The following is a 21,757-nucleotide window of genomic DNA, read 5'->3' on the forward strand; positions in this document are numbered from 1 at the left end:
TCTGTGACAACGATTGGTATTCTTGAAGGCTCGTTGCGGCGAGCATCCTTGTCGCGCGCGGTGGCGCGCGCGGCTTTGGCCCTTGTCCCTGATGGGGTGCAGGCTGTTGCCCTGCCCAACCCCGGCAGCCTGCCCCTGTTCAACCAGGACATTCTGGATGAAGGGATGCCAGATGCTGCGGCGGCCCTGATCGCGGCGCTGGGAAACGTGGATGCCGTTCTGATCGTGACACCTGAATACAATTGGTCAATTCCGGGCGGCCTGAAGAATGCCATCGATTGGGTGTCACGCGTGACACCCACGCCCCTGGCGCGCAAACCCGTGGCGATCTGGAGCGTGTCTCCGGGGCTGCTCGGTGGGGCGCGTGTTCATGAGAGCCTGCGCCAGACGCTGCACTGCATGGATATGGTCATCATGGCCAAGCCCGAGGTGCAGATCGGGGGCGCCAAGGACAAGGTGGATGTGGAGGCCGGCGCGATTGTAAACGCCGAAACCGAGGCCTTCCTGCGCGGGCACCTTTCTACTTTCGATGCATTTTGCAAGTCATGGAACCGCGCCTGAGCGCGGCCTCAATCAGACCCGAAGGCGAGGCGTACACCAATGGAACATCCGCTCACGTTCATGTCCGATGGCCTGAAGCTGTCCGGCGTCTTGCATGTGCCCGAAGAACGCAAACCCGGTCAGCGTTTGCCGACCTTCATCGTTTTGCACGGCTTCGTGGGGACCAAGGACAAGTCCCATGTCGAACTGCTTGCGCGCATGATCGAGGGGATGGGTTATTGCGTGTTTCGTATCGATTTTCGCGGCTGTGGTCAGAGTGAGGGCGCGCGCGGCGAGGTGCGGTGCTTTGACCAGGTGGCCGATACCCGCAACGCGCTGACGTTCATCGCCGAACGTGAAGAGGTCGACAACGACCGCATCGGTGTGACCGGGCACAGCTTCGGCGCGGCGGTGGCGATCTTTGCGGGCGGCGTAGACCTGCGTGTGGCCTGTGTTCTGTCGCTTTGCGGCTGGGGTGACGGCGAACGGAAATTCCGGGGCCAGCATCCCACGCCCGAGGCCTGGGCCAAGTTCACCCGCATCCTTGACGAAGGCCGCCGCCACCGCGCTGAAACAGGCGAAAGCATGTGGGTATCGCGTTTTGACGTGGTCCCAATCCCCGAGGAATTGCGCAAGAACCTGTCGCCTCACGCGCAATTCGAGGTTCCCGTCGAAACCGCGATCAGCATGTATCATTTTCGCGCCGACGATGTCGTGGCCGACATCGCCCCGCGTCCGTTGTTGCTGTTCCATACGGCGGGTGACGTGATCACCCCGATGGAACAATCCATCAGCCTGTTCCAGAAGGCGGGCGCCAATGCGGAACTGATGATCCCGACCGGCATGTCGCACTTTCCGCTGTCCGACGAAGACGCGCCGCACACCCGTGCGCTGATCGCGGCATGGCTGCAGAAGTTCTTCCCCACGCCGTTGAGCGCGGGCGCATGACGCGGTTTCGCTTTCAGGATCTGAAGGACTATGCCGCAGCGCTGCTGTACGCGACGGGCTATGCGCCCGATCACGCAGAGCGCACGGCCGATATTCTGGTCTGGGCGAATGCCCGTGGCGCGGATTCCCATGGTGTCTTGCGCATTCCGCGCTACGGCGAAATGGTTGAAACCGGGATGATCGACGCAGGGGCTGCCCCGTCCGTGGTGTCACAAGAAGGCGCGGTTGCGGTGGTAGATGCCGCGCGCGCGCCGGGATCTTCGGCGATGGTCGTCGCCATGGATACGGCGGTGGACATCGCCAGCCGCCTTGGCATTGGCTGGTGTTCGGCGCGGAACATAACCCATGCCGGGGCCGTGGGATATTTCGCGCTGCGGGCCGCTGAACGCGGGTATCTGGGCATCGTGATGACCGCTTCCGGTCCTTTGATGGCTTATCATGGCGCGCGGGTTGCGGGTCTTTCGACAAACCCCATTTCGATTGCTGTGCCAGGGCGTGGCTTTCCCCTGCTGCTGGATATGTCGACCTCGACGGTGGCCTTGGGCAAGATCATGCATGCCAAGGATGCGGGCACGCCGATCCCGGAAGGATGGGCGATCGACGCAGCGGGCGCGCCAGTGACTGATCCGGCGAAAATCTCAACCCTGACCCCCCTTGGTGGTCCCAAGGGGTCGGGCTTGTCCCTCATGATCGAGGTTCTGTCCAGCGTTCTGATCTCCAATCCGGTGATCTCCAGCGCCCTTTCGGGAGGAAAGGGCGCGATGAATGGTGCGGCGTTGGCCATCAGGGTCGGGGCTTTTGCCGATCCCGACGTCTTTGCCATGCAGATCGCTGAACTGGCCAGCAGCCTCAAGGCCCTGCCGAAAGCGCCCGGCACGGATGAGATCCTGATGCCCGGCGAGCGTGGGTTTCGCCTGGCGGCAGAGCGGCAAGTTTCGGGCATTCCGATCGCGCAGGGCACGCTGAACCGGCTGGCCGCGATGGCGGACAAGTTGGGCGTTGCGGCACCAATCACTTTGCCACCGCCGTAGCCACCGCTGGTCCGCAAGACCATGACACGCCAGACACAGGACGCTTGGAGGGAGGAGCGAACATGCAGGGCACAGATCAAGACCAGCCATCCATCGCACGGCGTGCCCTGAGCGGCGGTGTTCTCCTGTTGATCGGGGTGATCATGCTGGCTGTGGCATGGGACTACCCTGTCGGTCGCCTGACCCAAATGGGTCCGGGCTTCATTCCGCGCATCATCGGCTTTGTGATCTGTGTCCTGGCCATTGCGATCATTGCCATGGATGTGACGGCCCCGACGGTGGCGCGTGTCGGCAAGACGCATTGGCGCGGTCTGATCTTCGTCTCGGTGGGCATCCTCATTTTCGCGGCTTTCGTGGATGTTGTGGGCCTTGTCCCCTCCATGTTCCTTGCGGTTGCCGTCTCGATGTTCGCGGATGACGATGCCCGCCCGCTGAGCGTGGTGGTCTATGCATCGCTGACGACGTTCGGCGGCTGGCTCTTGTTTCTCGTGGCCCTCGAACTGCCGATTCCGGCGTTCTGGAGATAGCGATGATTGATCAGTTCCTCCTTGGTCTCAGCGTCGTCATGCAACCGCATATCTTGATGTATGCATTCATCGGCGTCTTCATCGGCCAACTGATCGGGGTCTTGCCGGGCGTTGGGGCAATCACGGCAATTTCGTTGTTGCTGCCGGTGACCTTCTACCTCGATGCGACCACGTCGATGATCATGCTGGGCGGAATCTATTACGGGTCGCAATATGGTGGGTCGATCGCCTCGATCCTGCTCAACCTGCCGGGCACACCGTCATCGGTTGTGACATGCCTCGAAGGCTATCCGCTGTCGCAAAACAACCGCGCGGGACTGGCGTTGTTCGTGGCGGCGTTTTCCTCGTTCGTCGGGGGCATGGTGGGTGTCGCCATTCTGGTTCTGGCGGCAATCCCGATGACGATAATCGCCCTGCGTTTCGGGGCGCCGGAATATGCGATGCTGGTCATCCTTGGGTTGCTCGCGGCCTCGCTGATCGGAACCGGGTCGCAAATCCGGTCATTTGCCATGGTGGTCATGGGGGTCGCGCTGGGGCTTGTCGGCGCCGATCAGACGACTGGCTATTACCGCTTTGTGGCGATGCCCGAATTGGCCGATGGGATCAGCCTTGTGTCGCTCGCCATGGGGCTGTTTGGTGTCAGCGAGATCATCCGCAACGCCGCCTACAAAAGCCCGGCGGGTCCCGCCCTGTCGATCAGGATGCGCGATGTCATTCCGACCAAGGCCGAGGCGCGATCTTTGGTATTTCCGATCCTGCGCGGGTCCAGCATCGGCAGCTTCTTCGGCGCTTTGCCGGGGACAGGCGCCGCCATCGCGTCCTTCATGGCTTATGCGATGGAAAAGCGGTTTTCCCGCACGCCCGAGAAATTCGGAAAAGGGCACCTGCCGGGCCTTGCCGCGCCGGAATCCGCCAATAACGCCGCTGCGCAGACAGGGTTCATCCCGACGCTTACACTGGGGATCCCGGGCGATGCGGTCATGGCGCTGATCATTGGCGCGCTGATCTTGAACGGCATCATCCCGGGACCCCGTCTGATGGTCGATCAACCGGAATTGTTCTGGGGCGTCATCGCCAGCTTTTTTGTCGGCAATATCATCTTGCTGCTGATCAACATTCCGCTGATCAGGCTTTGGGTTTTGTTGCTGCGTATTCCCTACCAGAAGCTCTATCCGGTGATTATCGTGATGATCTGCGTGGGCGTTTATTCGCACCGTACCAGTGTCACCGATGTCGTTCTGACGCTGGCCTTTGGTGTCCTGGGGTATCTGATGAAGAACTACCGCTTCGAGCCGGCGCCTGTGCTGCTTGGCTTTGTTCTTGGCCCGCTGCTCGAGGACAATTTCCGCCGCGCCATGTTGATCTATCGTGGCGACTTCATGATTTTTCTGACCCGCCCCATCAGTGCGATCCTGGTCGCGTGTTCGGTGGGGCTGGTCGTGTTTGCAATTTGGTCGGGCATCAGTGCCAGACGAAAAAACGTCCGGTCGCTACCATGACCGTACAAACCCGCGCCCGATGAAGGGCGCGTATCAGGCCGTGGGAGGTCCGAGGCCTGACATCACTGAACGACGGAAAACCTTGGGAGGAAGACCATGATCCGGAACCTACTCGTCGCTCTGCCGCTGACTTTGGCGCTGGCCGCGCCGTCACTTGCACAAGAGTTCCCCGACCGCGCAATGCGGATTGTTCACGGCTTTGGCGCCGGCGGCAATGCCGATTCTGTGTCCCGCATCATGGCCGAGGCGATCTCGGTTGATCTGGGCGAACCTGTTGTCGTGGAATCGCGCCCCGGCGCGGGTGGCACCGTGGCTTCGGGCTATGTCGCGGGCGAAGCGCCTGATGGCTACACGATGCAACTTCTTGTCGGCGGACATGCCGTCTCGGCAGCGCTCTACAATGAATTGCCCTACGATTCGGTGAGTGATTTCACATTCCTGTCCACCTTGGGGCAGTTCCCATTCTTCGTCGCCGCGCGCGCCGGGGAATACGAATCCATCGCGGCCCTGATTGCGGCAGCCCGCGCTGAACCCGGCAGCATCGTGGTCGGCCATTCCGGCGTCGGTTCGACCCAGAACCTGACCGGGGAGCTTCTGGACCTTCAAACAGGGGGCGAGTTCATCCATGTGCCCTACCAAGGCGGGGCCGCAGCCTCTACCGCATTGATGGGAGGTGAGGTGGATCTGATCATCGACGCGGGCACTGTCATCACCGGTCAGGCCGACGCGGGCGTTTTTGACATTCTTGCCGTCACTTCGGCTGAGCGCTGGCCCGATGCACCCGATGTCCCGACCCTGAGCGAAACCGTTGCTCCGGGTTTTGACGTGGTGTCTTGGACCGCATTGGGTGCACCTGCGGGCGTGCCGGACGATGTTGTCGCGGTCCTGTCTGCCTCGATTGCGAATGCACTTGCGCAGCCCGACGTTCAGGAACGTATCACAGCCCTCGGTGCTGCACCGGGCGGCTCCACCGGTGCAGAGTTGCAGGCGTTGATCGAACGTCAGATCGCCGTCTGGACCGAAGTGATTGATGCGGCCGGCATCGAACGTCGCTAAACCACATCGGCGCGTGGTGATCCTTTTGGCGCGCGCCGTTCCCCCCACGTTTCAGGCCATGAGGCCCCGATGACAGCGAAAACCCCAGAAGAGCTTTACGCCACCATGTTGCGCCGGTCGCTTTGGGTGATCACGACGCGGCCGGCCCGAGGCCCCGGCATGCACGATGTCCTGCCCGCGCATCTGGACTATCAGATCGCAATGGAGCGTGATGGATCCCTGTTTGGCGCCGGTCCGATTTTTGAGAATGGTGGCACGGTTCCGACCGGCGGTATGGTCATCGTGCGGGCCGAAGATGAGGCCGCCGCCCGGGCCCTGGCCGACGCCGATCCGTTTCATGTGGCAAGATTGCGCCAGTACACGCTGCACCGCTGGATGCTGAACGAAGGCGCGATGACCGTGACTGTCCGATATTCCGATCAGACCGCCGTCATCAGCTGAACCCAAAGCTGAATCACCGGAGGCGTTCATGCCGGAACAGAAATCTACTCCGCGCGGGGCACGCGGGTTGGTCGAAGGCCAAGCCCATGCCTTGGTGCAGGCGTAGCCGTCCAAGGCGCATTGCCTGAACAAATGACGGGGCGGATAATAGCATTGCGCGTTGACGACGCCCCTGGCACGCAGACCGGCCCCGTCGTTGATGAAACCCAGCTTGCGCAGGGCGAGAGAGACATCGCGATCAGCAACGCCAATGCCAGTATGGTTATGGTCAACTTGCCAGGCGTCTGCGTTGATTTCCACCTGCCCTGTCGACGACGCACAGTGTCAAGAGAAAGGGCCCGGGAGCAAAGTCACCATGCTGCCGAAGTTTTCGCGACGCTCAAAACCGCCTATCCCCTGGCCTGACCCACCCAAAGGACAAACCATGATCTATGAGATGCGCGTCTATTCCTGCGTCCCGGGCGGTATGCCCGCACTGTTGCAGCGGTTCGAGACCACGACGCTGCGGATATGGGAGCGGATCGGACTGCGACCGGCGGGCTTTTTCACCACCCTGGTCGGCCCCTCGAACCAAGACCTGACCTACTTTCTGGCATGGGAGTCCCTTGAGGAACGCGAGCGGCTTTGGAACACCTTCGCCAGCGATCCCGAATGGGTCGCCGCGCGCGCGGCACACCAGCAGACGCATGGAGAAGTCGTGGCCAATATCGCGTCCAGCTTCCTCGCCCCAACCGCCTTTTCCACCATACGATAGGCGACACGTCGGACAAGACCCAAAGGACCGCGCCCTGCGCCTGCCCAACCATGCCGCGTGTACCGGATATGACGCGGGTTCTTGCAGGGCAGTGGGAGACGCAGATCCCCCCGGATGTGGGGCAGAGGTAGGCAAGGTTGGGCGCCGTGGTGCGGGCGACGATACACGCGTTGGGGGCGACCGAACGTGATGGACCATCGGGCAGGGCTGTGGCGCCGCCTTTGGATACCTCTGATCGTCCCATGGGTTGTCAAGCACGCGACGCACGCAGCGGCCTTCGCGACTTTTATCCACAAGGTGCCGGGGCCGGATCGACGCCCGAAACTTGACAGACGTCTTTGCAACCGCCGCCGACATTTTCCAGATGTATCTAGATGCACGCATGTGGGAACTGCTTTCGGGCTGCTTGATATGTCTCAAACAAAAACCGAAACGCTTCAGAACTGGCGCAGCGCATCGCAAGAACCCGAACTGTTTTTGTCGTTCGCAGCGGGGTTTGTCGGGATGAAATAGCTGTGTTTGCGTCAAATGCATCTTGAACGCAGCATAACTCTACCCACTTCCTGACAAGAAAATAAAATTGCAGGAGAGTTCTATGTTCGATGCGCGCCAGCTTGTGGATCAGGTCATGGGTGCTTTGTCATCCGACGGACGCGCGAATGGCGCGGGCAGTGCAGGGCAAGGCAAAGCGTCGGGCGGCGCGGGGCAGCTCATGACAGGCGCGCTTGCGGGCGGCGTGTTGGGTATGCTGGCGGGCAACAAGCGCGCCCGCAAATTTGCGACCAAATCTGCGGGAACCGCGCTGAAACTCGGCGGTCTCGCAGCCGTTGCGGCAATTGGCTATACAGCGTGGCAGCGGTCTCGTGGCGCGGCAAGCGCGCCTCTGCAACTGCCCCCCGCTGAAAGCGGTTTTGCCCCCGAACAGACCCCTCTCGGGCAGGATATGCTGGCGCGCGGTGTTCTGGTCGCGATGATCCAGGGCGCGAAGGCCGATGGGCATATCGACGCAAGCGAACATGCACGGATCTTCCAGCAGATCGAGTCGCTGGAACTGGATGCCGAGGCCAAGGCCTTCGTGATGGATGAGTTGGGCGCCCCACAAGACGTTGGCCGCGTGTCCGCCTATTCCAGCTCACCTGAAGTTGCGGCAGAGCTTTACGCGGCGGCGCTGCTGGCGATGGACCCCGACACCCCTCAGGAGCGGCAGTTTTTGACCCGGCTGCAAGGCGCGCTTGGTCTGGATGCGGCACTTGCGGACCATCTTGAGGCCGCTGTCAGCGCCGAATTACAGGGCTAAGCGCCAGCGTCCGGTATTCACCCAGTTCCCCACACTATTGATGTCCGGACGTGGCCCACCGGCGTTGGGCGTATCGGTTTTGCGTCCAGTGGCGTACAGAAAGGCGGCGGCGTTGATCGGCCAACGCCCCACCGGTCGTGAGTGCGCGGCGGCGTGCCGCACACATAGGGCCATTTTTCGGGCTGGCGGCGAGATGGTTCGCACTGATCAGAATATGAAATTGCTTTGTATTCATTTGACGCGAACGGCAGAAGCCCGGTGCGAGTTCGCGGCAAAGTCCCGCTGAGGACTTTCAGATCTTGAACGTCGCGTAAAACTTGGGTGGCGCAGGGATCAAACTCAACTGACCTGAGCCAAGGCAAGGTGCATTTCGGTGCTATCTCTCTGGTCGCGTCTCGATCATGGGCAGCGGTATCTTGAACCCCGTCTTGACGCTATCCATCACGACACTGGTGCGAAATTTCATGATGTTTTCTTCGGCAAAGAAGTGTCGGCGCGTGAAGGCTTCGTAGTCCGCCATGTCGCTTGCGGACAGGATCAGCAGAAAATCGCTGTCGCCCGTGATGTAATAGCATTGCATCACCTCTGGGGCGGCTTTCATCTTTTCGCGAAATCGGTCCAGATCAGCGGGACGCTCGGACGTCAGCGCGACCTCGACAATCACCAGCAGTCCGCGGCCCAGCTTGCGAAGATTCAGCACTGCGATATCGGCGTCGATGTAGCCTTCGGCCCGCAACCGGGCGAGGCGCTTGCGGCAACTGTCGGGCGATAGAAACACAAGGTTTGACAGCGCCTCGGCGGTCAGGCGGTTGTTGGTCTGAATGGCATCAAGAATGGCGGCGTCGAACTTATCCATGAGTCAGTGTGGCCCGAAATCCGGTGCGCCGCCAGCATCTGGGACGCCTTTGGTCCGTATTTCCGCGAATAACTGTCATTTTTATCCGAAAACCGGCGCAAGCGGGGCCGATTAATCCGGGAAGTCTGACTGTCGCTGCGGCTATCTTGAGGCCAGTGACAAGAAGGGGACGCGTGTGAACACAGCATTGGCAAACCGATTTCGCGGCAAAGGCTTGCCGGATCTTCAGCCCACGCCGGGCGCAGATGCGCGGGCCGTATCAGCATTGCTGGCGCAGTGCCCGGTGCACGCGTCCACACCTTTGTTGGATTGCCCCGGGCTTGCGGCGCAGGCAGGTGTTGCCCGGCTGACGATCAAGGATGAACGCGCGCGGATGGGGCTCGGCAGTTTCAAGGCACTTGGCGCGGCTTATGCGATTGCGCGCGCGGCTGCAGCCAAGGGCGGTGATTTGCAAGGCGCCTTGCTTGGCCGCACATATGTTACCGCAAGTGCAGGTAATCACGGCCTGTCAGTGGCAGCAGGCGCGCGGGTATTTGGCGCGCGCGCGGTGATTTATCTGGCGGATACGGTGCCAGAGGGTTTTGCGCGGCGACTACAGACCATGGGCGCGCAGGTGGTGCGGGGCGGCGCGGATTATGAAGCGAGCATGGCGGCGGCAGGCGCCGCGGCCGAGGCCAATGGCTGGGTTCTGCTGTCGGATGGTTCGTGGCCCGGATATGTCGATCTGCCCTTCAGGGTGATGGAGGGCTATCGACAGATCGCCACCGAGATTGCTGCACATTTGTCAGGCGCGCCGACCCATGTGCTGTTGCAGGCGGGTGTAGGGGGGCTTGCGGCGGCGATGGCCGCAGAATTGCGGCTTGCCTGGGGCGACGCGGTGCAGATGATCGTGATCGAACCCGAAGCCGCGCCCGCGCTGATTGAGAGCATTCGCGCGGGCAGGGTGGTTGTAACCGAAGGGCCCGCCTCGGCCATGGGGCGCCTCGATTGCAAGACACCCTCCATGCTGGCGCTGGCAGATCTGGCGCGCGATGCCGATTGGTTTGTTACACTGACCGAGGCTGACGCGGCAGCGGGTGCTGCGGCCGTGGCCGCGTGCGGCTTACCCTCGACGCCATCGGGCGCGGCGGGAGTTGCGGCCCTGCTTGCAGGGCTGAAGGGGGTTGGACCAGACGCACATGTGCTGTGCATCCTGAGTGAAGGGCCGGAAGATGTCTGAAAACGCGCCGATCTTTCCGACGGTAGAGTTTCGCCGCCGCATCAAGGCGCTACAGTCCGAGATGGCGCGGGACGGGTTGGACGCGGCGCTTTTGACCACGCCCGCCGATGTCTTCTACACGACCGGGTTTCTGACCCGGTTTTGGGAAAGCCCGGCGCGGCCGTGGTTTGTCGTCGTGCCCGCGGCGGGTGATCCGATTGCCGTAATTCCCACGATCGGGGCCGCGCTGATGGGACGCTGCTGGATTACGGATATCCGAACGTGGGACGCGCCCGATCCTGTCGACGACGGGGTAAGCCTTTTGGCCGACACGCTGACAGATCTGGTGCCAACGTCCGGCAGAATTGGCATTCCGATGGGGCTGGAAAGCCACTTGCGCATGCCGATTGCTGATTTTCTGCGCCTGCAAGGCCGCATCGCCCCGCGCCAGATTGTCGACGGAACGCGCGCGATCTGCCGCGTGCGGGAGATCAAGTCCGAGGCCGAAATCGCCAAGATCCGTGCGAGCTGCGCGGTGGCGGATGCAGCCTTTGCGCGTGTCCCAGAGTTCGTGCGGCCCGGCGTGCCACTGTCGCAGGTGTTTCGCGATTTTCAGGTGGCTTTGCTGCAAGAGGGGGCCGATTGGGTCAGCTATGTTGCAGGCGGCGCCGGACCGGGCGGTTATGGCGATGTGATCTCGCCTGCCGATAGCCGCCCCTTGCGGGCGGGCGACGTTCTGATGCTGGATACAGGTGCGGTGCGTGACGGCTATTTCTGCGACTTTGATCGTAACTTTGCCATCGGGCGCGCCGCAGATGAGGTTCGCCGCGCCCATGCGGCCCTGTACGCTGCAACAGATGTGGCTTTGGCCGAACTGCGCCCCGGAATGTTGGCAAGGGATGCGCATCGGATCATGTCCGACGCCTTGCAGCGCCAAGGTGCGGTTGCGGGCGCTGGCCGGCTGGGACACGGGCTGGGGCTGAATCTGACGGAATGGCCGTCCTTTACGCCGCTCGATACGACCGAGCTCCGCGCGGGCATGGTACTGACGTTGGAGCCGGGGGTGGAAATCGCGGCTGGGCGCATCTTGGTGCATGAAGAAAACATCGTTCTGCGGTCCGACGGACCTGAACTGTTGTCACGCCGCGCCCCCGTCGAGTTGCCGGAGATCATGCAATGAAAAAGATCGGCTTTGATCTGATAGGCCCGATCGGGTCGAAGGCGACGCTGGGCTTGGTGGTCTTGCAAGCCGATGAAACGCTGGAGCAAGATTTCCGCAGGCTGTTCCCGGACCGCGATATTGCGATCTACATCACCCGGATCCCATCCGGCGATGAACTTTCAGCCGAAACGATTGCCGCAATGGAGGCCGAACTGCCGCGGGTTACCCGCCTTTTGCCACGTGCCGCGCGCTTTGATGCTGTCGGCTATGGCTGCACGTCGGGCACAACGCTGATCGGGGCTGAGGCGGTCGCGCGCATGGTGCGGAAAGGGGTCGAGACGCCCATGGTCACGGACCCCGTAAGCGCAGCTTTGGCAGCCCTGCAAGCGCTGGGTGTGCAAAGGCTGGGCCTTGTTGCCCCCTATGTCGACAGCATTACCGGGCCGGTGCGCGATGCATTTGCCACAGCGGGCCTTACGCTGGGCCAGACTTTGACCTTTGGTGAAGAGATTGAGGCACGCGTGGCACGGATCGCCCCAGAATCGATCAAGGCGGCGGCACGTGCGGCGTCAAAGGGCGCCGATGCTGTGTTCTTGTCGTGCACCAACCTTCGGACCCTTGATATTATTGATGAGCTCGAAACGGAACTGGGTCTGCCGGTTCTTAGCAGCAATCAGGTTCTGGCGTGGCACATGGCCTACGAAACGGCAGCGCCTGTGGCGGCAGATGCGCCGGGGCGCTTGTTCAAGATCGTGAAGGGCACGTAGTCGATCGCTGGCCTGGATGTGGTTCGGCTCAATGCGCAGGCTGAATGCCCGCCTGCTGGCAGGACCTTGCGCCCATGTTTCCTACCCTCCTGGCTTGATGCCGAAAGGCGGCATGAAGGAAGTGTGCGCAACAGGGGTGCGCCGGTTCCGAACCAATGGGTGCGCTGGTTTGTCGATGTGTGCGCATTTCAACGCGTCAGACGGTTGCCGTTGACCCAGACGGCGTGCACCGCACGGTCATCGCCCATCATGAGGGTGGGAAACAGCGCCTCCCACAGGTCGGACGCCTGGGCGTGGCGCTGGGCGATGGCGGGGGTGGATGCGAGGTCGAGGACGACCACATCCGCCTCCATCCCCGGTGCAAGGTTGCCGATCTTGTGGTCCAGATGCAGGGCGCGGGCCGACCCTTGTGTGGCCAGCCAGTAAAGCTGTGACGGGTGTAGTGCCAGGCCACGCAGTTGCGCGATTTCATAGGCCGCCGCCATGGTGCGCAGCATGGAAAACGACGATCCGCCGCCGGTGTCGGTGGCCAGTCCGATGCGCAGGCCCGCCCGCCCCATCAGTCCGCCCATGTCGAACAGGCCCGAGCCGATGAAGGTGTTGGAGGTGGGGCAATGCACAACAGCCGCGCCCACCTCGGCCAGCCGGTCGATCTCGCGCGGGGTCAGGTGGATCGCGTGGCCATAAAGGCCGCGCGCGCCCAAGAGGCCATAGGCCTCGTAGATGTCCAGATAATCGCGCGCATCGGGGAAGAGCGCGGCGACCCAGTCGATCTCGGGCAGTTGCTCGCTCAGATGGGTCTGCATCAGGCAATCGGGGTGTTCGGCCCACAGCGTCCCCATGGCGCGCAACTGGTCTGGCGTTGAGGTCGGTGCGAAGCGCGGCGTCAGCACATATTCCAGCCGGTCCACCCCATGCCAGCGGGACAAAAGTGCTTTGCTATCATCATAGGCCGATTGTGCCGTGTCGCGCAGCCCGTCGGGTGCGTTGCGATCCATGCAGGTCTTGCCGGTCAGGGCGCGCAGGCCGCGCGCCTGCGCCTGCCTGAAGAACGCATCGACGCTGTGCGGATGGATCGTGGCGAAGGAACAGGCCGTGGTCGTGCCATGCGCCAGCGCCAGGTCGAAATACCGCGCGGCGATGGAGTCGGCATAGGCGGGATCGGCAAACCGCGTCTCTTCGGGAAAGGTATAGGTGTTGAGCCAGTCGATCAGCTGCTTGCCCCAACTGGCGATCATCGCGGTCTGGGGATAATGCACATGCGCATCGACAAAGCCCGCTGTGATCAGATGTTGGCCGTAGTCATGCACGGTTGCCTGCGGGTAGGCCGCGCGCAAGTCAGCGGCGGGGCCGGTGGCGACAATACGCCCCCCCTCGATCACCACGCCGCCCGCTGTGTCGACGACAGCGGCATTCGCGCCCTCTATCAGCGGGTTTTGGCGATAGGCCAGCGTCTGGCCAAGCAACAGATCGGTCATGCAGGGTCCTTCCTTTTGGGCGCGAAGCGGCCAGACGCCAGACTAGGCGGGGCGGGTGCGCGGGAAAAGCGGTTTCCAAAGCTTCGTGGCCGAATTGCACGGCAACGGCGGTTTGCGCGCCGTGCTTTCGGGCAGTAGGGTCGGGATCATCGTCAGAACCCGGGGCAGAATATGACCGATAGCGACAAGCCGACGCGCAACCCTATAACCCAAAAGGCCGAGGTGCGTCGCCAGGCTGCGGCGGCGCGGCAGGCCGCCTTTGAGGCCCCGGACCGGGGCGCACGGGTGGCGGCGGCGTGTCATGCGGTGACGGAGGCCGTGCGCGCCGCCGGGCTGACGCAGGCCGTCTTGTCGGGCTATATGCCCATGCGGTCCGAGGTTGATCCGTTGCCAGCCATGGCGGCGCATCGCGGTCCGGTCTGTGTGCCTGTGGTGCAGGGAAAGGGGCAGCCGCTGGCGTTCCGCCGCTGGACGCATGACGCGGCGATGGTTGCCGGGGCCTTCGGGGCGACGGTCCCTGCGGCGGGTGACTGGCTGCGCCCCCGGGTGCTGATCGTTCCGCTGCTGGCCTTTGACGCGCAGGGCTACCGGTTGGGCTATGGCGGTGGGTTTTATGACCGGACGCTGGGAGGGCTGCGCGCAGATGGCGCGGTGCTGGCGATCGGGCTGGCTTTTGCTGCGCAGGCGCGCGCCGAAGTTCCGGTGGAAGCGACCGACCAACCGCTGGATGCGATCGCGACCGAGGACGGGCTGCGCTGGTTCACCTGAGGCAGCGCGCGCGGGCCGGGCACGCGGGCAGAGGGGCCACAAATGTTGCATCCCGGTGCCACCTTTGCCATTGCCCGCATCGCAGCTTCGTCGTAGATCCATTGGCATGAAAATTCTATTCCTTGGCGATGTAATGGGGCGTTCGGGCCGCGCAGCCGTGGCCGATGTGCTGCCAAAGATGCGTGCCGCATGGCGGCTGGATTTCGTCGTGGTGAACGGCGAAAATGCGACCTCTGGCATGGGTTTGTCGGCGGAACACGCCAAGGGCCTGCTGGATGCCGGGGCCGATTGCATCACGCTGGGCGATCATGCGTTCGATCAGAAATCCATGCTGGCCTTTGCCGAGGCCGACCCCCGCATCATCCGCCCGTTGAATTTTGCCAAGACCGCCGCCCCTGGGCGGGGATTTCGGGTGTTCGATGCGCCGGGTGGGCGTAAGATCGTCGTGGCGCAGGTGCTGGGTCAGGTCTTCATGAAGCGCCCGTTTGACGACCCGTTCTCGGCCATCGACCCGGTGTTGCGCAGTCATCCGCGCGGCGGACAGGTCCAGGCGGTGTTGGTGGATGTGCATTGCGAGGCAACGTCCGAGAAAATGGCGATGGGCCATTGGTGCGACGGGCGCGCCAGCATTGTCGTTGGCACCCATACCCATGTGCCGACCGCCGATGCGCAGATCCTGCCCGCAGGCACCGCCTACCAGTCTGACGCGGGCATGTGCGGCGATTATGACAGCGTGATCGGCATGGCCAAGGATGAGCCGCTGCGCCGCTTCATCACCGGCCTGTCGAAAGGAAGGTTCGAGCCTGCGATGGGCGCTGCCACGGTATCGGGACTCTATGTCGAGACGGATGACCGCACCGGCAACGCGCTTCGGGTCGAGATGGTGCGCCACGGTGGGCGGCTGGCGCCGGCGGGGCCTGCGCCGCTGTAGCCTTGCCGGCTCGGTGAGTGCGCGACGCGGCACCTCTGGCAGGCGGCGTTTTGACGGTGCCGGTTTTTTTTACTGCACAATGAAGGCCCGCACCTCGTCCGGTTCACCGGTGGCGTCGCGCAGGACCAGTTCCCAACGGCCGGGGCGTGTCAATTGCGCGGCGCTGATGATGCTCTGCGGCCCCGTGGTCTGTATCTCCAGCAAGATCGGTGCCCCGCCGGTCGGACGCAGGCTGATCTGCGGGGCGGTATCATGGCCCGGGTGCTGCACCTGAACTTCGATCAGATAGCTGCCGTCTAGCGCCAATTGCACCCCCATTGCAGGTTCGATCTCTTGCGTGGCGAATTGCACCGGGGCGCGTGGGCCGAGGATGGGCAGCGGGTCGCGCACAAAGAATGTCACGCTGGCCAGCAGGACGATGAAGCCCAGAATGGCGGCCAGCAGGGCCAGGGCGATGACGCGTTGGATCATGATGTGCCGCCGTCTGAATGCAGGTGTCGCGATGAACTCCTGGTTGAAGTGTACGCCATCGGCCCAGTGTCAAGGAGCAGTGTCAAGGCTCCCCATTGGGGCACTGGTTCAAACGTCGCTACAGCAATTCTTGCAGGGTAGAGCAGCAGCGCCCCGGCCAAATGCTGACAGGGGCGGCTGCGTTGCGGTTTTGATGTCTCAGGCTGCCGATTTCGCCAGGTTGCGCAGGACGTAGTGCAGCACGCCACCGTTCTCGACATATTCCTTTTCGACCGCGGTATCGATGCGGCACTTCAAGGCGATGTTCTTTACGGTGCCGTCGGCAAAAGTGATCTCGCACGGGACTTCGGACAGCGGTTTCAGATCACCCTCCAGCCCGGTGATGCTGACGGTTTCGTCCCCCGTAAGGCCCAACGAGGCACGGGTGTCGCCATTCGTGAATTCGAACGGGATGACGCCCATGCCGACAAGGTTGGAGCGGTGAATACGCTCGAACGATTCCGCGATGACCGCCTTGACGCCCAGAAGTGCCGTGCCCTTTGCCGCCCAGTCGCGCGAAGAGCCCGCGCCGTATTCCTTGCCCGCAAAGATTACCAATGGCGTGCCCTTGGCGTGATGCGCCATGGCAGCATCGAAAATCGCCATCTGGCTGCCATCGGGGCCGGTGGTATAGCCACCCTCGACGCCATCCAGCATCTCGTTGCGGATGCGGATGTTGGCGAATGTGCCGCGCATCATCACTTCGTGGTTGCCGCGGCGCGAGCCATAGCTGTTGAACTCGCGCACCGGCACCTGGCGGTCGATCAGATACTTGCCCGCCGGGGTGGTTTCCTTGAAGCTGCCCGCCGGGCTGATGTGGTCGGTGGTGACCATGTCGGCCAGAACGGCCAGGACCCGCGCGTCTTTGACATTCGAAATCGTCCCGGCTTCGGGCGACATGTCGCGGAAATAGGGCGGGTTTTGCACATAGGTCGAGGATACGGGCCAGTCATAGGTCAGGCTGTCAGTGGTCTCGACGCCCTGCCATTTGTCGTCGCCCTTGAACACATCGGCGTATTTCGACAGGAAGGCCTCGCGCGTCACGGTGGCCTCGACCAGATCGGCGATTTCCTTCTGGGTCGGCCAGATGTCTTTCAGGTACACGTTGTTGCCGTTCTGATCCTGGCCCAAAGGCTCGGTCACGATATCGACATTCATGTCGCCGACCAGCGCGTAGGCCACCACCAGCGGCGGCGAGGCCAGATAGTTCGCGCGCACGTCGGGGCTGATCCGGCCTTCGAAGTTGCGGTTGCCTGACAGGACCGACACGCCGATCAGGTCGTATTTGTTGATCGCCTCGGAAATCTCGGTGGCCAGCGGGCCAGAGTTCCCGATACAGGTGGTGCAGCCATAGCCCACCAGGTTGAAGCCGATGGCGTCCAGATCTTCCTGAAGGTCAGCCGCTTCCAGATAGGCGCTGACCACCTGTGACCCAGGTGCCAACGAGGTTTTCACCCATGGCTTGCGCGTCAGCCCCAGTGCGCGCGCCTTGCGCGCCACCAGTCCCGCGCCGATCATGACATAGGGGTTGGAGGTGTTGGTGCATGATGTGATCGACGCGATAACGATCGATCCGTCATGCAACTGGTAAGACCCGTCGGCGGTCTTGACATAGCCACGGTTGTGGTGACCTTCGTCGCCCGGGATCGTCGCAGGCTCTGGCTGGCCGCCCTCACCCTCCCAGCGGACTTCGGCCTTTTGGCTGGCGTCGTTGCCGTCGCGCTGACCTTTGACATAGGCATTGAAGGTCTTGGCGGCGGCATCCAGCGCCACGAAATCCTGCGGGCGTTTGGGCCCCGAGATCGCGGGGACCACAGTGCCCATATCCAGTTCCAGCGTGTCGGTATAGACCGGGCTGTAGCCGGGGTCGCGCCACATGCCGTTTGCCTTGGCATAGGCACCCACCAGCGCCACGCGATCCTTGTCGCGGCCCGTCTGTTCCAGATAGCGCAGGGTTTCGTCGTCGATCAGGAAGAAGCCGCAGGTCGCGCCATATTCGGGGGCCATGTTGCCGATGGTTGCGCGATCGGCGAGCGGCACATTGTCCAGTCCGTCGCCGTAGAATTCGACGAATTTGCCCACGACACCCTTGGCGCGCAACATTTGCACGACTTTCAGCACCAGATCGGTTGCGGTGGTGCCTTCGCGCATCGCGCCTGTCAGCTTGAAGCCCACAACTTCGGGGATAAGCATGGAGATCGGCTGGCCCAGCATCGCGGCCTCGGCCTCGATCCCGCCGACGCCCCAGCCCAGCACCGCCGCACCGTTCACCATGGTGGTGTGGCTGTCGGTGCCGACCAAAGTGTCGGGATAGGCGACTTCTTTGCCGTTCTGGTCAGTATCGGTCCAGACGGTCTGCGCCAGATATTCAAGGTTTACCTGGTGGCAGATGCCGGTGCCGGGTGGGACCACGCGGAAGTTGTTGAACGCCTTCTGACCCCATTTCAGGAAGGTGTAGCGTTCCATGTTCCGCTCATATTCGCGGTCGACGTTCATCTGAAACGCCCGAGGGTTGCCGAATTCGTCGATCATCACGCTGTGGTCGATGACCAGATCGACAGGGTTCAATGGATTGATCTTCTTCGGATCGCCGCCGAGGGCCACGATCCCGTCGCGCATCGCGGCCAGATCGACGACGGCGGGAACGCCGGTGAAATCTTGCATCAGCACGCGCGCGGGACGGTAGGCGATTTCGCGCGGGTTGCGGCCACCTTGTTTGGCCCATTCGCCAAAGGCGCGGATGTCGTCGGTGGTGACCGTCTTGCCATCCTCGAACCGCAGCATGTTCTCCAGCACCACCTTCAGGCAGGCGGGCAGCTGGCTGAACGTCCCCAATCCGGCTGCTTCGGCAGCCGGGATCGAGTAATAGTCAATGGTTTTGCCCTCGACGCTCAGCGTTTTGCGTGTGCCGGCAGTATCTTGTCCAGTGATGATGGTCACAGTCTGGCCTCCCTTTGGGATATGTCAGGGGTTTTGCTGAGATGCTCTTGCCCGATCGGGCAGATTCTATCAAGGGGAATGGTGCAGAATTCTGTATACCATTGTGCACAAAGCGCAGAGCGCGTGCAAAAAGGGTATCATTGCGCGCAGCGGATGGTTGTCATAGGCTTCCAGTGTTTTTTGTTCACGGCGGTTGGGTGGAACCCTTGACGGGTGCATCCGGCGGTTTGCCCTGAGGGGCCCCAGCGGGTTTGTGTCAGCGGCTCACAACGCTGTGTCTACCCTCTCAAAACCTTGATTGGTCAGCCCCCGTCGGCTTGACTAAGACAGGCCAAAGGTCGGCAAAGGGATATCGCGAATGCGTCGCATGATTTTTGGGCTTGCAGCTGCTGGGGCAGCGGTTTTGGCGACTGCCGCCGCCGCGCAGCAGCAGCCTGTGCTTGTCGAACTCTATACGTCGCAGGGATGCTCTTCCTGTCCGCCAGCCGATGAGGTGATGGCCGAGCTGGCGGGGCGCGACGATGTGATCGCCTTGGCGCTTCACGTCGATTACTGGGATTATATCGGTTGGGAAGACAGTTTTGCTGTGCCTGCGTTTGGCGAGCGGCAGAAGAGCTACGCGCGGACTTGGCACCACAAATCGGTATACACGCCGCAAATGGTCGTCAACGGCATCGATCAGGTCGAAGGGTTCCGGTCGATGCGCGTCGCCCAGTTGATCCAGCAGCATCGCGATGCCGATCGCCGGGTCAGCATTTCGCTGCGACGGGGCGAGAATGGCATGCTCTATCTGCGGCTGGAAGCAGACCCGCCCCTGACCCGTGGCGCGGTGGTTGATCTGGTGCGGTACGCACCGCAGCGCACTGTCGAGATCGAGGCTGGCGAGAATGCCGGACGTACCGCGACCTATCATAATGTCGTGACGCAATGGACCTCGGTCGGTGAATGGGACGGACAGGTTGCGGTAGAAATGGCGTTTCGCGCCGAAGGGGATGACCTGACCGCCGTGGTTGTGCAAGAACGTGAGTTCGGCGCGGTTCTGGCTGCGGCACGGCCTGAATGATGCCTCACGGGTCGGACCGGATCGGGTCGGACCGGCGCGCGGGCAAGGCGCAGCAGAGCCACACGTCGCAGACGGCTGGAAATATGCAAAAGCAAGGGCGCGCTTCGGATATTGCGCGGCTCCCTGCGGGCGCGTGCCTCGGCGCCTAAGTCTAGGCGCACCGCTGACCCGCGTATTTTCTTCCGCAGAATGGTGTGTGGTCCCATTTGGGCCATGCTTTTGGTCGCAAACTGGTGATCGGCCCTGCCCACGTCTCGCTTCTGGTTTGTGGTCAACGTCCTCTGCCTCGACCGGACGGCGCAAAGACCGCCGAACATTAGGGGAGGTGCCAACCTTGGCGGGAATGTTCACTCCTCTTCCTGCGAAATCAGCGCGATCTGTCCAGCATCGGCAAGCCCACGGATCGTGTCCACGATTTCGGACATGGCGGCTTCCCCATCCTTGGCGCGGACCATGGCCAGCGTCTCGATCTCTTCTCGGATCGTGCCTGCCATGCGCTGCGGCATGTTCGCCAGCAGGAATTCTGCAGATGTTTCGAGCGGGGTCGAAGGGTTGGCAAATGCGTATTTGAACGCGCGGATGGCGACGCCCTGTTCTACATCGCGGATGACGCGGGGAACCTCGCGCGCCAGCAGCCGCGAGGGGATGTCGGCAAAGGTGAAGATTGCGCGTCGCACGCCCTGCGCAAAGGCTGCATCGGTTTCCTCAAGTGTTTTCAGCAGGCTATCACGCAGTTCGGCCGCAGAAGCGTTCAGAATGGCGCCCATCCGAGCGGTTGCGGGCTTGTCGAAGGCACTGACCGGGCGCATGCCGAGCTGCTGCAATAACGAAATGCCGATGCGGCGAACCACGTCGGGGCTGGTTTCGGCGGTTGACGACATGGCGCAGGCAAGCCGCCGCGCCTTGTCGCCGGGCAGGCTGCCCAGCAGCGCAGCAGCCTTGGCCACCTGAAGTTTCGATACGATCACGCTGCCTATTTCGGTACTTTCTGCTTCGACCAGCGGCGTCAGGTCGGCCAAATCCGTATTGGCGATCTGTTCCCATGGATCGAACGAGGCGGAGTTCCACGACATGCGCCGCAGCCGGTTGGCGGCCGAGGCGCTTATATGCCCGTCGAGCATCGACAGGGCACCGTCGATGCCGTCGGGAAACGACAGCCCGACCTGATCTAGGGTTTCCAAGAATTCATCCACGACCGAGGACAGTGTATTGCGGTCCACCAGCCGCATCTGGCCCATCTGCTGGGTCAGAGCTGACTGAAGATCTTCTGGCAAATCGGTCAGGGGCAGTTGCGCCCCCTCGGAGATCAAGAGCCGTACAATGATCGCGGCTTTCTGCCGACCGGTCAGCGTGCCTGCCGACAGTTGCGCCCCGCGCGCAGCCGGGCCGTAATCCTGCTGTGCGCTGCTGCGGTGCATGGTGTGGCCATGCGAGGGCAAGGCCAGTTCCTGCGACCGCCCGGCGGTCAGCATGCCCCCGTTGTTCCCCGCAGGGGACAGAAGCATCCCCATTTCGCCAACCCCGTCCGCCATCGTTGCCATTCTGTGTGCCCCATGCCGCGTTCATACCTTGGGTGACCATCCCATCAACGGGTTAACAGGGCTTTACCGATCGCTGGCGAGTGGTGGAAAATTCCCGGCGCGGCGACCAATTGCCTGCGGCCCGGCGCCGCGCATTGTCAAACGTGGTGGGATGTTGGGGCGTTGCAGCGACGCGATCGCCTCCTGTGCAGCCGGGGCCGACAAAAATGTCAAAGCCGCGCACGGGGGCGCGGCTTTGACGGTGTTGTTCAGAGTGCCAATGCACGCAATGCTGGTGCGTGGTTCAACTGCTGACGGGCGCGATGCAGCTTTGGCTGGCGGCATCCCATGTCTGGCTTTCGCTACAGGTTGAGGCGGTTTCCTGTTTTGCCCCCCAGCATGCCGCTGTGGCGATGCCTGGCAGCAAGGTGAAGGCCAGCGCGGCCAGTGTGGTTTTCAACGTCATTGGCG

The 21,757-nt window shown here is 62.5% G+C and carries 21 protein-coding genes; 15 read left to right on the forward strand and 6 right to left on the reverse strand.

Annotation, left to right across the window (positions count from 1 at the left end; translation table 11 throughout):
* Positions 1–3: 3 nt before the first annotated feature.
* From H9529_RS15660 to H9529_RS15700, 9 genes are all read left to right on the forward strand, one after another.
* Positions 4–561, forward strand: a complete 558-nt coding sequence (locus H9529_RS15660; RefSeq protein ID WP_176846961.1) for an NADPH-dependent FMN reductase — start codon at positions 4–6, stop codon at positions 559–561.
* A gap of 39 nt (positions 562–600) precedes the next feature.
* Complete coding sequence (locus H9529_RS15665) at positions 601–1,488, forward strand: alpha/beta hydrolase (RefSeq protein ID WP_092886753.1); 888 nt, start codon at positions 601–603, stop codon at positions 1,486–1,488.
* The gene (locus H9529_RS15670) at positions 1,443–2,519 is read left to right on the forward strand and encodes an Ldh family oxidoreductase (protein ID WP_218132104.1); all 1,077 of its coding nucleotides are present in this window, start codon (positions 1,443–1,445) and stop codon (positions 2,517–2,519) included. The genes H9529_RS15665 and H9529_RS15670 overlap by 46 nt, the downstream gene beginning before the upstream one ends.
* A 62-nt stretch (positions 2,520–2,581) precedes the next feature.
* The gene (locus H9529_RS15675) at positions 2,582–3,046 is read left to right on the forward strand and encodes a tripartite tricarboxylate transporter TctB family protein (RefSeq protein ID WP_092886757.1); all 465 of its coding nucleotides are present in this window, start codon (positions 2,582–2,584) and stop codon (positions 3,044–3,046) included.
* Positions 3,047–3,048: 2 nt separating this feature from the next.
* The gene (locus H9529_RS15680; protein ID WP_092886759.1) at positions 3,049–4,545 is read left to right on the forward strand and encodes a tripartite tricarboxylate transporter permease; all 1,497 of its coding nucleotides are present in this window, start codon (positions 3,049–3,051) and stop codon (positions 4,543–4,545) included.
* Between the two features lie 96 nt (positions 4,546–4,641).
* Complete coding sequence (locus tag H9529_RS15685; protein WP_092886761.1) at positions 4,642–5,601, forward strand: Bug family tripartite tricarboxylate transporter substrate binding protein; 960 nt, start codon at positions 4,642–4,644, stop codon at positions 5,599–5,601.
* A gap of 69 nt (positions 5,602–5,670) precedes the next feature.
* Positions 5,671–6,042: a YciI family protein gene (locus H9529_RS15690; protein ID WP_092886763.1), complete on the forward strand. Its 372-nt coding sequence runs from the start codon at positions 5,671–5,673 to the stop codon at positions 6,040–6,042.
* Between the two features lie 424 nt (positions 6,043–6,466).
* On the forward strand, positions 6,467–6,796 hold the full coding sequence (locus H9529_RS15695) for an NIPSNAP family protein (RefSeq protein WP_092886767.1): 330 nt from the start codon (positions 6,467–6,469) through the stop codon (positions 6,794–6,796).
* A gap of 595 nt (positions 6,797–7,391) precedes the next feature.
* Positions 7,392–8,093: a tellurite resistance TerB family protein gene (locus H9529_RS15700; protein ID WP_092886769.1), complete on the forward strand. Its 702-nt coding sequence runs from the start codon at positions 7,392–7,394 to the stop codon at positions 8,091–8,093.
* Positions 8,094–8,469: 376 nt separating this feature from the next.
* On the opposite strand, the gene H9529_RS15705 is transcribed toward H9529_RS15700, so the two are convergent.
* Positions 8,470–8,949 (reverse strand): Lrp/AsnC family transcriptional regulator, encoded by a 480-nt coding sequence (locus H9529_RS15705; RefSeq protein WP_092886771.1) that lies wholly within the window; start codon positions 8,947–8,949, stop codon positions 8,470–8,472.
* 175 nt (positions 8,950–9,124) lie between these two features.
* Between H9529_RS15705 and H9529_RS15710 the strand changes: the two genes are divergently transcribed.
* The 3 genes from H9529_RS15710 to H9529_RS15720 are packed head-to-tail and all read left to right on the forward strand — an operon-like array spanning position 9,125 to position 12,076.
* Positions 9,125–10,168, forward strand: a complete 1,044-nt coding sequence (locus H9529_RS15710) for a pyridoxal-phosphate dependent enzyme (RefSeq protein ID WP_092886773.1) — start codon at positions 9,125–9,127, stop codon at positions 10,166–10,168.
* Entirely contained in the window at positions 10,161–11,327 is a 1,167-nt protein-coding gene (locus tag H9529_RS15715; protein ID WP_092886775.1) for a M24 family metallopeptidase, read from the forward strand. The genes H9529_RS15710 and H9529_RS15715 overlap by 8 nt, the downstream gene beginning before the upstream one ends.
* Positions 11,324–12,076, forward strand: coding sequence for a maleate cis-trans isomerase family protein (locus H9529_RS15720; protein ID WP_092886777.1), 753 nt, complete (start codon positions 11,324–11,326; stop codon positions 12,074–12,076). Before H9529_RS15715 ends, H9529_RS15720 begins: the two co-directional genes overlap by 4 nt.
* A 188-nt stretch (positions 12,077–12,264) precedes the next feature.
* On the opposite strand, the gene guaD is transcribed toward H9529_RS15720, so the two are convergent.
* Positions 12,265–13,554 (reverse strand): guanine deaminase, encoded by a 1,290-nt coding sequence (guaD, locus tag H9529_RS15725; RefSeq protein WP_092886778.1) that lies wholly within the window; start codon positions 13,552–13,554, stop codon positions 12,265–12,267.
* A gap of 171 nt (positions 13,555–13,725) precedes the next feature.
* Between guaD and H9529_RS15730 the strand changes: the two genes are divergently transcribed.
* Positions 13,726–14,322 carry a 5-formyltetrahydrofolate cyclo-ligase gene (locus H9529_RS15730; RefSeq protein WP_092886780.1) on the forward strand — a complete coding sequence of 199 codons (597 nt, stop codon included), beginning with the start codon at positions 13,726–13,728 and terminating at the stop codon, positions 14,320–14,322.
* A 106-nt stretch (positions 14,323–14,428) separates the two neighbouring features.
* A complete protein-coding gene (locus H9529_RS15735; protein WP_092886782.1) occupies positions 14,429–15,253 on the forward strand; it encodes a TIGR00282 family metallophosphoesterase in 825 nt (274 codons plus the stop codon).
* A gap of 69 nt (positions 15,254–15,322) precedes the next feature.
* Here H9529_RS15735 and H9529_RS15740 read toward each other — a convergent pair whose 3' ends face one another.
* Both H9529_RS15740 and acnA read right to left on the reverse strand, forming a co-directional pair.
* The gene (locus H9529_RS15740) at positions 15,323–15,724 is read right to left on the reverse strand and encodes a hypothetical protein (RefSeq protein ID WP_092886784.1); all 402 of its coding nucleotides are present in this window, start codon (positions 15,722–15,724) and stop codon (positions 15,323–15,325) included.
* A gap of 198 nt (positions 15,725–15,922) precedes the next feature.
* Entirely contained in the window at positions 15,923–18,703 is a 2,781-nt protein-coding gene (gene acnA, locus H9529_RS15745; RefSeq protein WP_092886786.1) for an aconitate hydratase AcnA, read from the reverse strand.
* Between the two features lie 358 nt (positions 18,704–19,061).
* Here acnA and H9529_RS15750 point away from each other — a divergent pair, with 358 nt between their 5' ends.
* Complete coding sequence (locus tag H9529_RS15750) at positions 19,062–19,766, forward strand: DUF1223 domain-containing protein (RefSeq protein WP_092886788.1); 705 nt, start codon at positions 19,062–19,064, stop codon at positions 19,764–19,766.
* A gap of 347 nt (positions 19,767–20,113) precedes the next feature.
* Here H9529_RS15750 and H9529_RS15755 read toward each other — a convergent pair whose 3' ends face one another.
* A complete protein-coding gene (locus H9529_RS15755; RefSeq protein ID WP_223814210.1) occupies positions 20,114–21,307 on the reverse strand; it encodes a flagellar motor switch protein FliG in 1,194 nt (397 codons plus the stop codon).
* Between the two features lie 283 nt (positions 21,308–21,590).
* Positions 21,591–21,752, reverse strand: a complete 162-nt coding sequence (locus H9529_RS15760) for a hypothetical protein (protein ID WP_176846963.1) — start codon at positions 21,750–21,752, stop codon at positions 21,591–21,593.
* Between the last annotated feature and the right edge of the window lie 5 nt (positions 21,753–21,757).

It is taken from the genome of Roseicitreum antarcticum, from assembly GCF_014681765.1.
Classification (GTDB): domain Bacteria; phylum Pseudomonadota; class Alphaproteobacteria; order Rhodobacterales; family Rhodobacteraceae; genus Roseicitreum; species Roseicitreum antarcticum.